At 73.1% G+C, this 14,057-nt stretch carries 10 protein-coding genes; 5 read left to right on the forward strand and 5 right to left on the reverse strand.

What is annotated here, in order from left to right; all coding sequences use genetic code 11:
• Positions 1-30 precede the first annotated feature (30 nt).
• Positions 31-2,427, forward strand: a complete 2,397-nt coding sequence (locus ACIPRD_RS23210) for an HAD-IC family P-type ATPase (protein ID WP_401565582.1) — start codon at positions 31-33, stop codon at positions 2,425-2,427.
• A 34-nt stretch (positions 2,428-2,461) separates the two neighbouring features.
• On the opposite strand, the gene ACIPRD_RS23215 is transcribed toward ACIPRD_RS23210, so the two are convergent.
• The 5 genes from ACIPRD_RS23215 to ACIPRD_RS23235 form a co-directional block, all read right to left on the reverse strand.
• Positions 2,462-3,244, reverse strand: a complete 783-nt coding sequence (locus tag ACIPRD_RS23215; RefSeq protein ID WP_356404659.1) for a hypothetical protein — start codon at positions 3,242-3,244, stop codon at positions 2,462-2,464.
• A 220-nt stretch (positions 3,245-3,464) separates the two neighbouring features.
• Positions 3,465-4,373 carry a hypothetical protein gene (locus ACIPRD_RS23220; RefSeq protein ID WP_356404657.1) on the reverse strand — a complete coding sequence of 303 codons (909 nt, stop codon included), beginning with the start codon at positions 4,371-4,373 and terminating at the stop codon, positions 3,465-3,467.
• A 138-nt stretch (positions 4,374-4,511) separates the two neighbouring features.
• Positions 4,512-5,291, reverse strand: a complete 780-nt coding sequence (locus tag ACIPRD_RS23225) for a DUF5707 domain-containing protein (RefSeq protein WP_356404655.1) — start codon at positions 5,289-5,291, stop codon at positions 4,512-4,514.
• Positions 5,292-5,439: 148 nt separating this feature from the next.
• A complete protein-coding gene (locus tag ACIPRD_RS23230; protein ID WP_401565586.1) occupies positions 5,440-8,658 on the reverse strand; it encodes a sacsin N-terminal ATP-binding-like domain-containing protein in 3,219 nt (1,072 codons plus the stop codon).
• A 492-nt stretch (positions 8,659-9,150) separates the two neighbouring features.
• Complete coding sequence (locus tag ACIPRD_RS23235; RefSeq protein WP_356404651.1) at positions 9,151-10,077, reverse strand: DUF3027 domain-containing protein; 927 nt, start codon at positions 10,075-10,077, stop codon at positions 9,151-9,153.
• 422 nt (positions 10,078-10,499) lie between these two features.
• On the opposite strand from ACIPRD_RS23235, the gene ACIPRD_RS23240 reads away from it, so the two are divergent.
• From ACIPRD_RS23240 to ACIPRD_RS23255, 4 genes are all read left to right on the forward strand, one after another.
• Positions 10,500-11,891: an MFS transporter gene (locus ACIPRD_RS23240; RefSeq protein ID WP_356404649.1), complete on the forward strand. Its 1,392-nt coding sequence runs from the start codon at positions 10,500-10,502 to the stop codon at positions 11,889-11,891.
• A 62-nt stretch (positions 11,892-11,953) separates the two neighbouring features.
• Entirely contained in the window at positions 11,954-12,436 is a 483-nt protein-coding gene (locus tag ACIPRD_RS23245; protein WP_356404647.1) for a DUF2771 domain-containing protein, read from the forward strand.
• A 17-nt stretch (positions 12,437-12,453) separates the two neighbouring features.
• Complete coding sequence (locus ACIPRD_RS23250) at positions 12,454-13,173, forward strand: futalosine hydrolase (RefSeq protein WP_401565590.1); 720 nt, start codon at positions 12,454-12,456, stop codon at positions 13,171-13,173.
• Positions 13,163-14,011 (forward strand): 1,4-dihydroxy-6-naphthoate synthase, encoded by an 849-nt coding sequence (locus tag ACIPRD_RS23255; protein ID WP_401565593.1) that lies wholly within the window; start codon positions 13,163-13,165, stop codon positions 14,009-14,011. Before ACIPRD_RS23250 ends, ACIPRD_RS23255 begins: the two co-directional genes overlap by 11 nt.
• Positions 14,012-14,057: the final 46 nt, after the last annotated feature.

Raw genomic sequence — 14,057 nt, forward strand, 5'->3', positions numbered from 1 at the left:
AGCCGCCCATCCCCACGTACCGTCGAATGCATGACCCACATCGACGCGGGGTCCGAACTGGACCCCGTGCATCCGGTCGCGCTGCCCGGGGGGCCGGCGCCGGGACTGAGCAGTGCCGAGGTCGCCGAGCGCGTCGCCCGGGGACAGGTCAACGACGTACCGGTGCGCAGCAGCCGTTCGCTCGGGGAGATCGTCCGCGCGAACGTGTTCACCCGGTTCAACGCCATCATCGGCGTGCTGTGGCTGGTCATGCTGTTCGTCGCGCCGATCCAGGACAGCCTCTTCGGTTTCGTCATCCTCGCCAACACCGGCATCGGCATCGTGCAGGAGTGGCGGGCCAAGAAGACCCTGGACTCGCTCGCGGTCATCGGGGAGGCGCGGCCCACCGTCCGCCGGGACGGCAGATCCACCGAGGTCGCCACCGGCCGGATCGTCCTGGACGACCTCGTGGAGACCGGCCCCGGCGACAAGATCGTCGTCGACGGGGTGGTCGTCGAGGCGGACGGGCTGGAGATCGACGAGTCCCTGCTCACCGGCGAGGCCGACCCGGTCGTCAAACGCCCCGGCGACCCGGTGATGTCGGGGAGTTTCGTGGTCGCGGGCGGCGGCGCGTTCCGGGCGACCAAGGTGGGCCGCGAGGCCTACGCCGCCCAGCTCGCCGAGGAGGCGTCCCGCTTCACCCTGGTCCACTCCGAGCTGCGCAGCGGCATCTCCACCATCCTCAAGTACGTGACGTGGATGATGGTCCCGGCCGCGATCGGCCTGGTCGTCACGCAGCTGGTGGTGAAGAACAACGACCTGAAGGACGCCCTGGCGCGCACGGTCGGCGGGATCATCCCGATGGTCCCCGAGGGGCTGGTGCTGCTCACCTCGGTCGCCTTCGCCATCGGTGTCATCCGGCTGGGCCGCAAGGAGTGCCTGGTGCAGGAGCTGCCCGCCATCGAGGGCCTGGCCCGCGTCGACACCGTCTGCCTGGACAAGACCGGCACGCTCACCGAGGGCGGCATGGACGTCTCCGGCCTGCGCACGCTGGACGGGGCCGACGAGGCGTACGTGCGCCGGGTGCTCGGCGCCCTCGGCGAGTCCGACCCGCGCCCCAACGCCTCGCTCCAGGCCATCATCGACGCCTATCCCGACAGCGACGACTGGCGCTGCGTGGAGTCGCTGCCGTTCTCCTCCGCCCGCAAGTACAGCGGGGCCACCTTCAGCGAGGGCGACGGCGAGACCAGCACCTGGCTGCTCGGCGCCCCCGACGTGCTGCTCGCCCCCGACGACCCGGCCCTGGCCGAGACCGGGCGGCTCAACGAGCAGGGTCTCAGGGTGCTGCTGCTGGCCCGCGCCACCCGCGACCTGGAGGCGTCCGAGCCTGCCCGGGGCGCCCGCCCCACCGCCCTGGTCGTGCTGGAGCAGCGGCTGCGTCCCGACGCCGCCGACACCCTGCGCTACTTCGCCGACCAGGACGTCCGGGCCAAGGTCATCTCCGGTGACAACGCGGTGTCCGTCGGTGCGGTCGCGGCCAAGCTCGGGCTGAGCGGTGCGGCGGTGGACGCGCGGCGGCTGCCGGAGGACCGGCCGGAGATGGCCCGGGCACTGGCCGAGGCGACCGTGTTCGGGCGCGTCACCCCGCGGCAGAAGCGGGAGATGGTCGGCGCGCTGCAGTCCGAGGGCCACACGGTCGCGATGACCGGCGACGGGGTGAACGACGTCCTCGCGCTGAAGGACGCCGACATCGGTGTCTCGATGGGTTCGGGCTCGGAGGCGACCCGGGCGGTGGCGCAGATCGTGCTGCTCAACAACAGCTTCGCCACGCTGCCCTCCGTCGTCGGGGAGGGGCGCCGGGTCATCGGCAACATCACCCGGGTGGCGACGCTGTTCCTGGTGAAGACCGTCTACTCGGTGCTGCTGGCCGTGCTGGTGGTGTGCTGGCAGGTGGAGTACCCGTTCCTGCCCCGGCATCTGACGCTGCTGTCCACGCTGACCATCGGCATCCCCGCGTTCTTCCTGGCGCTCGCCCCCAACAAGGAGCGCGCCCGGCCCCACTTCGTGCGGCGGGTCATGCGGTACGCGATACCCGGCGGCGTGCTGGCCGGGGCGGCGACGTTCGCGACGTATCTGCTCGCCCGGCACCACTACACGGGTCCGGGAGCGCTGGACGCCGAGACCAGCGCGGCCACCCTGACGCTGTTCCTGATCTCCATGTGGGTCCTGGTGATCATCGCCCGCCCGTACACCTGGTGGCGGGTGGTGCTGGTGGCGTCGATGGCGGCGGCGTTCCTGTTCGTCCTCGCCGTGCCGGCCCTGCAGCGCTTCTTCGCGCTGAAACTGGTGGGTGTCACGATGCCGTGGACGGCGGTGGGGATCGCGGTGGTGGCGGCGGCCGCCCTGGAACTCCTGTGGAGATGGGTCGGCCGCCGCTTCCCGGTGTGAGACGCCGTGCGTGCGGCGTCACCGGGATCTGCTGCTACTGCACGTCGACGTAGTCACCCGCGGCGGAGACCGCCGTGGTGGTCGAGGTGCCCGCGAAGCTGTAGCGGTAGTAGCCGTCGGAGCCGGCCGTGACCGTCGTCTTCAGGCCACCCGTGGAGGAGGTGGTGACGGTCTTGAGCGTCGTGTAGGTGGTGGTGCCGGCCTTGCGGAACTGCAGCTTCACCGACTGGCCGGTGTAGCCGTGGTACTTGCCGTCCTCCCAGTTGGCGCGCGTCAGCGTGCCGGTGACGGTGAGGGTCTTGCCCTTCTTCACCGGCTCGGGGGCGGCGTCCGTGGTGAGCTTGGAGAAGCGGCGGACGGGGAGGGTGCCCAGGCTGCCCTGGTCCTTCTCGGCGTCGCTCTTGGTGTCGTAGGCGAAGGCGCCCACCGTGAAGGTGCCGGCGTCCGAGTTGTACAGCTCGGAGGCCTTGAGGGTGATGGTGTCCGAGCAGTTCAGGGTCGTGGAGTTGACCGTGGTGCAGGTACCGGGGCCGTCGGGGGAGATGCCGGTGTCGGGGTCCGACACGGAGGCCCCGCGGTAGAGCACCGGGCCGGTCTCGACACCGCTCATGGACTGCGTGGAGGGGTGCGTCACGGTGTAGGTCACCTTGAGCGTGGCCGAGGAGGTCGCACCGAGGTTGACGGCGGCACCGCCGTTGACCTTCACGTTGGAGAAGGTGACGTCCGGGGCCGTGGTGGCCGCCTGCGCGGCGGGGACGGCGAATGCGGAGAGGGCCAGGGCGCCGGTGACGGCGGCCACGGTGGCACGGATGCGCATAGGTGTGTTCCCTGATGGGAGAAGTAAGTGGTGAGTCGGTCGACTCGCATGATCAGATCCGCGACGGATGCGGAAAGTTGTACGAGCGGCGTCCCGCGTGGCCGGATTTTGACTGCGCATTGCCCGTTCATGGAACACGCCTGAAGAAACGTTTCCGGCCCCGGAAGCTGGCTGCTTCCGGGGCCGGACACTGCGGGTACTGCGGGTACTGCGGGACCGCTTACTTCACGTCGACGAAGTCACCGGCGGCGACGATCGCCGGGGTGGTCGTGGTGCCCGCGAAGTTGTAGCGGAAGTAGCCGTCGGCCGAGGCCTTGACCGTGGTCTTCAGGTTGCCCTTGGAGTCCGTCTTGATGGTCTTGACGGTGGTGTAGGTGCTGGAGCTCTTCTTGCGGAACTGCAGCTGCACCGACTGGCCGGTGTAACCGTGGTACTTGTTGTCGTCCCAGTTGGCGCGGGTGAGGGCACCGGTGACCGTGATGGTCGCGCCCTTCTTCACCGGCTCCGGGGAGGCGTTGACCGTCAGGCGCGAGACGCGCTGGACGAGGGTGGTCCCGAGGGAACCCTGGACGACCTCCGGCGAGTTCTCCGGGTCGTTCTCGTCGAAGTTCGCCGCGATCCCGGCGGCGTGCCAGGTGCCCGCGTCCGAGCTGATCAGATCGCCGTCGAGCGGGTAGATGTCGATCTTCGCGCTGCAGTTGGCGACAGTGGCCGAGACCACCTTGCAGACGCCAGGCTCGTTCTGCGGAACAAGGACGTTGTCCGGCTCGTCGAAGGAGCCCCGGTAGAGGGCCGGGATGGTGATGAAGTCGTCGGACGTGACGTCCACGTCCGCACCGTGGGTGATCGTGTACGAGGCCGCCGCGGTGACGTGGTTGGTCGTACCGACCTTGATCGCCTTGGCGATCTTGAAGTTGGAGAAGGTCGCGTCCAGCACGGGAGCCTCATCGGCGGCCGCGCCGCTGAAGGAGCTCTTGCCGGAGGCGGTGTGCCCGATGGCCGCCTGAGCCGTCTTGAGGAGGTCCAGCTTGTGGGAAGAGCCGGAATCCGCGGCCAGGGCCGACGGCGCCGCGAGGGCGGACAGGGCCAGGGCGCCGGAGACGGCGGCCACGGTGACACGAATACGCATGCGTTCCCCCGAGTGGAGAAAGATGGACACGAGGTCCAAGTGATCGTTGAGTCCGGTGACTCGAACGATCAGACCCGTGCAGTGGACGAATGGTTGTACGAGTGATCCGGGAGATTTCCCGGACCGTGTCACGCCGGACTAGCGCACGTCGACGAGGTCACCCGCGGCGCTGACCGCCGGGGTGGTCGAGTTGCCCGCGAAGACGAAGCGGTAGTAACCGTCCGCCGTCGCCGTGGTCGTCGTCTTCAGGTTGCCCTTGGAGTCCGTCTTGACGGTCTTCAGCGTGGTGTAGCTGCTGGAGCTCTTCTTGCGGAACTGCAGCTGCACCGACTGGGTGCCGTACCCGGAGTACTTGGCGGCGTCCCAGTTGGCGCGGGTCAGCGCGCCCGTGACGGTGAGGGTCTTGCCCTTCTTCACCGGCTCCGGCGCCGCGTCGGCCGTCAGCTTGGACAGACGCTGGACCTGGAACGACTTGGCGTTGTCACGCTGGACGTAGTTGTTGTCCTTGCCCTGGGCGATCGCCCAGACCTTCCAGGTGCCGGCCACGGAGTTGATGAGGTTCTGCCGCCCCGCGACCGTGTACGTGGCCGTGCAGTCGGACGTGGTGGCGGAGGTCTTGGTGCACTTGGACCGGCCGTCGGAGGTGTTCGCGACGGCACCGCTGTCGGCGTTGTCGATGTCCGTGCCGTGGTACAGGATCGCCTGGCCGAAGCTGACACCGGAGTTGTCCGTGACCGTGAACGAGACGCTGAAGGTCTTGCTCCCGGTCGCGCCGGCGACGACGGACTTGCCGCCGTTCACCACGACGTTCGAGATCTTGGTGTCCCCGTGGATCTCGTCCGCGTGAGCGGCGGTGGCGGCGAAGGTGGTCAGAGCCAGAGCACCGGTGACGGCGGCTCCGACGACTCGCATGTGCATGTGTTCCCCTGCGTGCAAAGTGACCAGGGAGTCCGGTGACTCCAACTGATCAGACAGAGCACGAGGGGAAACAGTTGCAGGGGTTGTGCGAATTCGGTGAAAAAATTTTCGAGGGCCCCGGGCGAGGGTCCGGCGGGCTCGCCCGAGGTCAGTCGAACCAGCGGTCCCGGGCCAGTTCCTCCGTGCGGGACGGGTCCTCCAGCAGGGCGGCCACCTCGAAGCGGCGCGGCCACTGACCGGCCGCCCAGGCCAGACCGGCGGCGACGCCCTCCAGCGTGGCCGCGTGCAGCACCCCGTCGCCGGTGAGCCGCCAGTCGATCCCGGTGCCGTCCACGACCAGTTCCTCGTGCTCGACGTAGGTGGCGGGCGTGCTCGGGCCGAGCAGCACCCGGACCGGCTCCGGCACGTCGTGCTCGGACCCCTCGGAGGAGACGTCGCCGGTGACGGACTCGCTCAGCCGGCGCACCTGGAACAGCTCGGCCAGCTCGGCGGCCCGCGACGGGCGGACGGGCAGCAGCGGGACACCGGAGGTGAACGGCAGCAGGTCGGGCGAGTCGACGACCACCGCGTCGGCGGCGTCCACCACCGCGGCCTCGCCGTCCAGCACGGCCCGCACGTCCTCCGGCAGGGTCACCTGCTCCGGGTCGAGACCGGCCAGCGCGCCGTACAGGCCGTGCAGCTGGGGTGCGGTGACGGTCCGTTCCGGGTCCGCGAGGCGGTCCAGCAGTTCGGCCGCGCCGCCGGGCTCGTCCAGCAGGGCGGCGACCGAGGTGCGCACGCCCAGGGCGCGCAGCACCTGCTCGTCCCCGAACCCGGTGGCGTCGGCCTCGTCGTACAGACCGCGCAGCAGCGGGTCGCCGCCGGCCGCGAGCAGGCCCGCCGGGCGGCGGCCGTCGAGCACGGGGTGCCCGCGCAGCCACCAGGCGGTGTACGGCCGTACGACCTCGTGGGTGCCGTCGGGCAGCAGGATCCGGACCGGCTGGGTGAGGGCGTCGCGCAGCGGCGGACGGGCGAGCAGGGCGAGAGCCTCGGGCCAGTGGTCGTCGTCGACCAGGTCCAGGTCGCGCACGGCGACCAGTTCGGTGGCGACCGGCGGCACGGGGCTGTCGGGGAAGCGGTCGAGGATGTCCTCGCACCACACGTCGACCGCGTCGAGCAGTCCGGCGTCGTCCGGCTCGGCGAAGTCGCCCTCACGGGGCTCCAGTTCGTCCGGGTCGAGGACGACGTCGGTGGCACGGACGAGCGCGAAGTCCGCGAGGACGCCGCAGGCGGTCAGCGGCTGCTCGCCCCACCTGGACGCCAGCTCGGCGTCCACGGAGGCGAGTTCACCCTCACGGATCACCCGGGCGAAGGCACTGCCGGGGAAGACCAGTTCGCCGGCCGGGGCGAGCTCGCCGTCCTCGTCGGGCAACGCGAGCGCGCCGAGCCAGGGCTCCTCGCCCGGCTCCAGGCCCGCGTCACGGACGAGCGCGAGGACGGCGTCGGCCAGTTCCTCGGCGTCCGGAGCGTCCTCCTCCCACAGCGCCCCGCCCTCGTCGTCGAGCGAGGCGGCGACGGCGGCCCGCACCTGCGGGGTGGTCAGCACCGCGCGCGGGGTCGCGGGCAGCGCGCCCAGCTTCTCCAGCAGCGGGTGCGCGGCGTCCTCGTGGGCGACCTTGAGCCCGAGCCGGGCCAGGACGTCCAGGTCGAGAGCGGAGCCCGCGGTGGGCAGCAGGACCTGGCGGGGGCCGATGGTGGTGCGCGCTCCCCCGGCGCCGAAGCCCTGACCGGTGCCCCCGGCCAGCGGCACCGGCAGCCCCGAGAGCCGGTCGGGGTCGACCCCGGCGAGGCTGTCGTAGAGCCGCCACCACCACTGCGGGTCCTTCTCCAGGCCGGCGAGCCGGTCGATGGCGTCCGCGAGCGGGATCCGGGCGACCCCGAGGGTGCGCAGCTCGGGCCGGCGTTCGAGCCCCGCGGGGAGCAGGGTGGGCAGCACCTCGGCGAGCACGCGCACGGTCTCCGCACCCGCGCCCTCCACCACCTCGGCGTCGCGCGGACGCAGCGCCCGGGGCAGTCCCCCGTCGTCCTCGGCGTACTCCCCGCCCTCTGCGTTCTCTGTGCCCTCTGCGTTCTCTGCGTTCTCGGCCCCCTCGGCCGGGAGGGCGGGCGGCAGGAAGGCGGTCCGGGGAAGCCGCTCCAGGACGGCCTGGCGGAGCGCACCGTCCAGTTCGCCCTTGCCGAGCGGTCCGGGCACGAGGTCCACGGCGCCGTCGGTCACCGGGCGCCAGGCGGCGAGCAGTTCGGCGTAGGCGTCGGCCGCGCGCTGCACCAGGAAGTCGGTCAGCGGGCCGGGGGCGGCGTGCCGCCGGGTGGTGTCCAGCGGGAAGGAGGCGATGAGCAGGGCGGGCACACCGAGCGGCTCCTCGCTCGGGGTGGGCGCGTGCACGACGGGGCTGGTGCGGGGGCGGACCGGCCGCCCCTGCGCGTCGGCCGGCACGGCCCAGGTCACCGACCAGTGCGGACGCAGGCGCTCCTCGACCGGGCGGTCGGCGAGCAGTTCCGGGGTGAGCGGCCCGTGCGCGGTGACGGTGCGCCAGCGGGTCGTGCCGTCCCTGGAGTCCTCGACGACGGTGACGCCGTCCTCGGTGCGGCGGCGCAGGACGCGGGGGGCCGCGTCGCCGACCTCCACGATCACTTCCTCGAGTCCCGGCAGGGCGAGGAGCAGAGCGTCGTCCACGGCGCGCAGGAGGCGCTCGGCGAGGTCGGCGGCGGCCGTGTCGCGCAGCGGCAGGATGACGGCGGTGTCGTACGGCTCGGGCGCCGAGCCCTCGGCGGCGAACGGCAGCCGCAGCAGCGGCACGTGTCCGTCGCGGCGGCGCACCTCGTCACCGAGGCCGGGGCTGTGCCGGGCGGTGTCGGCGGCCAGGCCGCGCGCCTCGGCGAGGGACCAGCGCACGCCCCCGTGCCGCCCGACGAGCGCGGGCTCGTCCGTGACGGAGAGGACGGACGCGAAGCCGACACCGAACCGGCCGACCGTTGCGTGCTCGTCGTGGCGTTCGCGCTTGGCGGAGGCGCGGAGCGTGGAGAGCGACTCGACGCCGGCCGCGTCGAGCGGGGCGCCGGTGTTCGCGGCCACCAGCACGCCGTCGCGGAGGGTGAGCCGCAGCCGCCCCGGCGTCTTCGCGCGCGCGGCGGCGTCGGCGGCGTTCTGCGCCAGCTCGACCACGAGCCGGTCCCGGTAGCCGCCGAGGACCAGGTCCTCCTCCGCGTTGGCGTCCTCGCGGAAGCGGGCGGGGCTGGTGGCCCAGGCGTCGAGGACGCCACGGCGCAGTCGGGCGGTGCCGAAGGGGTCGGCGCCTTCGGCGGCCGGCCGGACGTACTTGCTCACGTTCACTCTCCTCATCGGCTGAGGACGAAGGTACCGCCCCGTGGGCACGCGGCCGCGCGGCGAGCACGCGAAGCGGTACGCCGCGACGGCGGCGCGGGCCCGCCGGCCTGACGGCGGGTCGGGCCCGCGGCCACGAGGACACGGCCACACCCGGCCGCCGTCCGGACCGACGCCGCGCCCGCGACGACGCGACCGGCACAGGGAGGCGTACGACGCCCCCGGGCACGCCGACCTGACGGACGAAAGCGGACGGCCACGCCCCGGGCGCCGTGCGGGCCGCCACCGTGCGGCGGCGCGGCCGTCGGCAGGGCGGGGCTCGCGGTCGAGGTCGGCCTCATGGCGCGGCTCGGGGAGACGCCCCCTAGGGGCTTCCCCGGTCAGGGCGGGCCCGACCGGGTACCGGGGGCGCCGGTTCCGGTTCCGGTCGGAGCGGCGGCGGCCTTCCGTGGCGTACGGCTGTGCCGCCGGGAGGTCAGCCGGGGGTTCCGGGCGTCAGGAGTGGCCCAGCTCCGCCGTCGCGTCGTCGCCCGCCTCGGGGACCGAGCCCGAGTCGCGGGCGGGGCGCAGCGGGAAGGGGTCGACGAGGGTCTCGTCGACGACCGGCTCGGCCGGCTGCGGGGGCTTCGGCATGACCGCGGCCTCCGAGTGGGCGCCGCAGCCGTAGGCCAGGGAGACCACGCGGCCGTCGGCCGGGGAGAACTCGTTGGCACAGACACCGAAGGCCTGGCCGAGGGAGCCGCCGATGGGGTTGAGGAAACCGCAGCTGGCGCAGGTGGCCGGAGCGGCCTGGGCCATCGGGGTCTTCGGGCCGAACGCCTCTTCCCAGCGGTCCGCCGCCACGTGCAGGCCGTAGCGGGACAGCACACGGGCGCGCCGCATGCCCAGCTCCGCGGCCACCGCCGCGATGGAGCCGCGGGTGGGGGCCGTCTGCTGCGCGGCGGGCGCACCGGGCGTGACGTCGGCGTCCTCCGCCTCCGCGAGGTCGGCCATCTCCTGGGACAGCACCGAGTTCGGCGGCGGCTCCTCCTCGCCCGTGAAGCCGGGCTCCAGGCGCAGGTCCTCCTGGTCGGTGGGGAGCAGATCGCCGGGACCGAGGTCGCCCGGGCGCAGCCGCTCGCTCCACGGGACCCACTCGGGGGCGAGCAGCGCGTCGGGGCCGGGGAGCAGCACGACCTCGTCGAGCGTCACCAGCTTGGCGCGCGAGGCACGGGCCACGGTCGCCGCCCAGCGCCAGCCGCGGTAGCCCATCTCCTTGCACTCGAAGAAGTGCGTGACAACACGGTCGCCGTCCACCAGCACGCCGACGTGCTCGCCGACCACGCCGGGCGCGGCGGCCTCCTCGGCTGCGGCGCGGGCGAGGTCGACAGCCTCGGCGCACAGGCGGTCGGGGGTGCGGCTTCGCGTTGTCGCTGCGCTCACGGGTATCGCTTCTCTCCTACGCCGTCTACGAGTACGGATGCCTCCGGCGGTGAAGCGGTTCTGCGGACGGAGCGGACCTGTGGGCCGCATCGACGTCCGCGTCCGATCGCGCTCGGGCGCACCTCTGCCATCCATTCTGCGTTATGGCTGAGATACGCACGCTACCCCGTCGCCGGTGGTGGGGGACAGTCCGCCGCTTCGCGGCGACGTTTCCCACCCGACCACCGGCCCGCCCGGAGCGTGGACCGGGCCGCTCCGGGCGGGTCAGCGGCCGCCGCCGGAAGGGTGTCTCCGGGCGGCCCGGGGCACTGTCCCGGCGGTGCCCGCCGGGGGAGTGAAAGGGGGTGAGCCGGGGGAAGCGGCGGGGGCATTCGGTCCGGCCGGGGCCGAAATCGCGGTATCGGAGAGGCTCTCGGGGCACTATGAACCACGTGGCAGCCGCGGACAGGGGAAGCGGTGGTGGTTCGGGCCGGGTCGGCGGTGCCGTCCGCACGGTCGGGCGTGCCCTGCACTTCCCGGTGACCGGAACGGCCCGGGGGATCCGCAGGGCGACGCACGCGCACGGGGCGGGCGAGTCGGGCCTGGGCAAGCTGATCGAACTGCACGCGGTGAACGGCGCCGGCGACGTCATGATCACCGTGGCGCTGGCCTCCACCGTCTTCTTCTCGGTGCCCACGGACGAGGCCAGGGGCCGGGTCGCGCTCTACCTGGCCATCACCATGGCACCCTTCACGGTCCTCGCCCCCGTCATCGGCCCCCTGCTCGACCGGCTGCCGCACGGCCGGCGCGCCGCGATGGCCGGCTCGATGCTGGCCCGCGCGCTGCTCGCCCTGGTCATCTCGGGTGCCGTGGCGAGCGGGAGCCTGGAGCTGTATCCGGCCGCGCTCGGTGTGCTGGTGGCCTCCAAGGCCTACGGCGTGGTCAGAAGCGCGGTCGTGCCCCGGCTGCTGCCGCCGGCCTTCTCGCTCGTGAAGGCCAACTCCCGGGTCACCCTCGCCGGGCTGCTGGCCACCGGTGTGGCCGCGCCGGTCGCGGCGGGACTGCACGCCGTGGGCGACCCCTGGCCGCTGTACGGCGCCTTCGTGATCTTCGTGGCGGGGATGTTCCTGTCCTTCTCCCTGCCACCCGTGGTGGACTCCGCCAAGGGCGAGGACCGGGCGCTGCTCGCGGCCGACGACCAGCCGGACGGGGCGGGGCCGAAACCGGGCCGGCGCCCGGGACTGCGCACGGTCGGCCCCGCCGTCACCCACGCCCTCGGCGCCAACGCGGCCCTGCGCTGCCTGTCCGGCTTCCTGATCTTCTTCCTCGCGTTCCTGCTCCGCGAGCACCCGCTGACCGGGGAGAGCGCGGCGGTCTCCCTGGGGATCGTGGGCGTGGCGGCGGGCACGGGCAACGCGCTCGGCACGGCGGTCGGGGCGTGGCTGAGGTCGAAGGCCCCCGAGGTCATCATCGTGACCGTGGTCGCGGTGGTCCTCGGCACCGCGATCGTGGCCGCCGTGTTCTTCGGGGCCCTCCTGGTGACCTGCCTCGCCGCGGTGGCCGGTTTCGCGCAGGCCCTGGCCAAGCTGTCCCTGGACGCGCTGATCCAGCGCGACGTGCCGGAGGCGGTGCGCAGCTCGGCGTTCGCGCGCTCGGAGACGCTGCTGCAGATGGCCTGGGTGTTCGGCGGCGCGGTCGGCATCGTGATGCCCCTCAACGGCACCCTGGGCCTCGCGGTGGGCGCCGCGTTCGTGGCCCTCGGCTGGGCCGCCACGCTGCGCGGCCTGCTGGCCTCCGCACGGCACGGCGGCCGTCCCCGGGCGCGGGTGGCGTAACGAACCGGGCACGCCGCACCCCACGTGGGCGGCGGCTGTGGACCGCCCGATAGCCTTCGGCCATGACCATGCTGCAATCCGCCTCGCGAGGCCGCCGCGCCGTCGCCGTCGCCGGTGCCGTTTCCGCCGGGCTGCTCGCTCTGTCGGCCTGTGACAAGCCGACGCCCGTCGCCACCGTCACCGTCGGCGACAGCTCGGTCAACTCCGAGGCACTCTGCTACAACGACGGCAAGGCGCTCGACGCCGCGTCGCTGAAGGACTGCGCCAAGAAGGCCGGCGACGCCAAGACGATCGAGCTGGGCCAGGACGAGACGGTCCGCATCGGCGTCGACCCGAAGATCGCCGACGACGGCTGGATCATCCTGGTCAACGGCCGTCCCTTCAGCGACGTCAGCAAGCAGACCTACCGGTCGATGCCGAGCGGCGCGTTCTTCAGCGAGCAGTACGGCACCCAGGGCACCACCAACACCATCACCATCGAGACGGGTGACGGCAAGAGCCCGGCCAAGGGCCTGTGGTCGTTCAAGGTCAAGAAGGGCTTCTGACCACGTCCGCCGGCCGCGTGGACGACCGCCCGCGCATCCTCGTCGCCACCGCCGTCCCCGCCGAACGGGACGCGGTGGCACGGGCGTTCCCGGGCCCGGCCGGGGAAGTGCCGCTGCCGGGCGCGTCCGTGCACCGCACCGCCGCCGGGTACGACCTGCTGGCCGCCGGTGTGGGGCCCGCCCTCGCCGCCGCCTCCACCGCCGCCGCGCTCACCTGGGCCGCCCTCGAAGGCGCCCCGTACGCGCTCGTCGTCTCGGCGGGCATCGGCGGCGGCTTCGCGCCGGACGCACCGGTCGGCTCGCTCGTCGTCGCCGACGCGATCACCGCGGCCGACCTGGGCGCCGAGACCGCCGACGGCTTCCTCCCGGTCACCGAACTCGGCTTCGGGACCGTCACCCACCGCCCGCCGGAATCACTCGTACGGGCGGCCCGCGCGGCCACCGGCGCCCCGTGCGGCACCGTCCTCACCGTCTCCACCGTGACCGGCACCGCCGCCCGCGCCGCCGGACTGCGCGCCCGTCACCCGCACGCCCTCGCCGAGGGCATGGAGGGGTTCGGGGTCGCCGAGGCGGCCGCCGCGCACGGCGTGCCCGTGCTGGAGATCCGCGCGGTGTCCAACCCGGTGGGCCCGCGCGACCGCGCCGCCTGGCGCATCGGCGACGCCCTCGCCGCTCTCACCGAGGGCTTCGGGAAGCTCGCGCCCGCACTGGAGAGTTGGAACACCCATGACAGCTGAGTCCCTGCAGATCGCGTACTCGCCCTGCCCCAACGACACCTTCGTCTTCGACGCCGTCGCCCACGGCCGGGTGCCCGGGGCGCCCGCCCTGGACGTCACCTTCGCCGACATCGACATCACCAACGGGATGGCCGAGCGGGGCGAGCACGACGTGCTGAAGGTGTCGTACGCCGTCCTGCCGTACGTCCTCGACGCGTACGCGCTGCTGCCCTGCGGCGGTGCGCTGGGCCGGGGCTGCGGCCCGCTGGTGCTGACCCGGGAGGCCGGCGCGGACCTCGCCGGCGGCACGGTCGCGGTGCCGAGCGAGCGGTCGACCGCCTATCTGCTGTTCCGCCTGTGGGCCGCGGACACGCTGCCGGACGGGGTCGGCGAGATCGTCGTCATGCCGTTCCACGAGATCATGCCGGCCGTCCGTGACGGCAAGGTGGACGCGGGACTCGTCATCCACGAGGCCCGCTTCACGTACCAGAACTACGGTCTGCACAAGCTCGCCGACATGGGCGAGCACTGGGAACGCACCACCGGGCTGCCGATCCCGCTCGGCGCGATCATCGCCAAGCGGTCGCTGGGCGCCGAGACCCTCCAGGGCCTCGCGGACGCCATCCGCACCTCCGTGCGGGCCGCCTGGGCCGACCCCGAGGCCTCCCGGCCGTACGTCATGACGCACGCCCAGGAGATGGACCCGGCCGTCGCCGACCAGCACATCGGGCTGTACGTCAACGAGTTCACCGACGGCCTCGGCGAGGACGGTTACGCGGCGGTGCGCGGGCTGCTCACCCGCGCGGCGGCCGAGGGACTCGTCCCGCCCCTCGGCCCGGACGCCCTCGCCTTCCCCTGACGGGAGAACGGCGCGGGAGACCACCGCGGGAGCACGGCGGCGCGCG

This window comes from Streptomyces sp. NPDC090108, from assembly GCF_044747185.1.
In the GTDB taxonomy this organism is placed as follows: Bacteria; Actinomycetota; Actinomycetes; order Streptomycetales; family Streptomycetaceae; genus Streptomyces.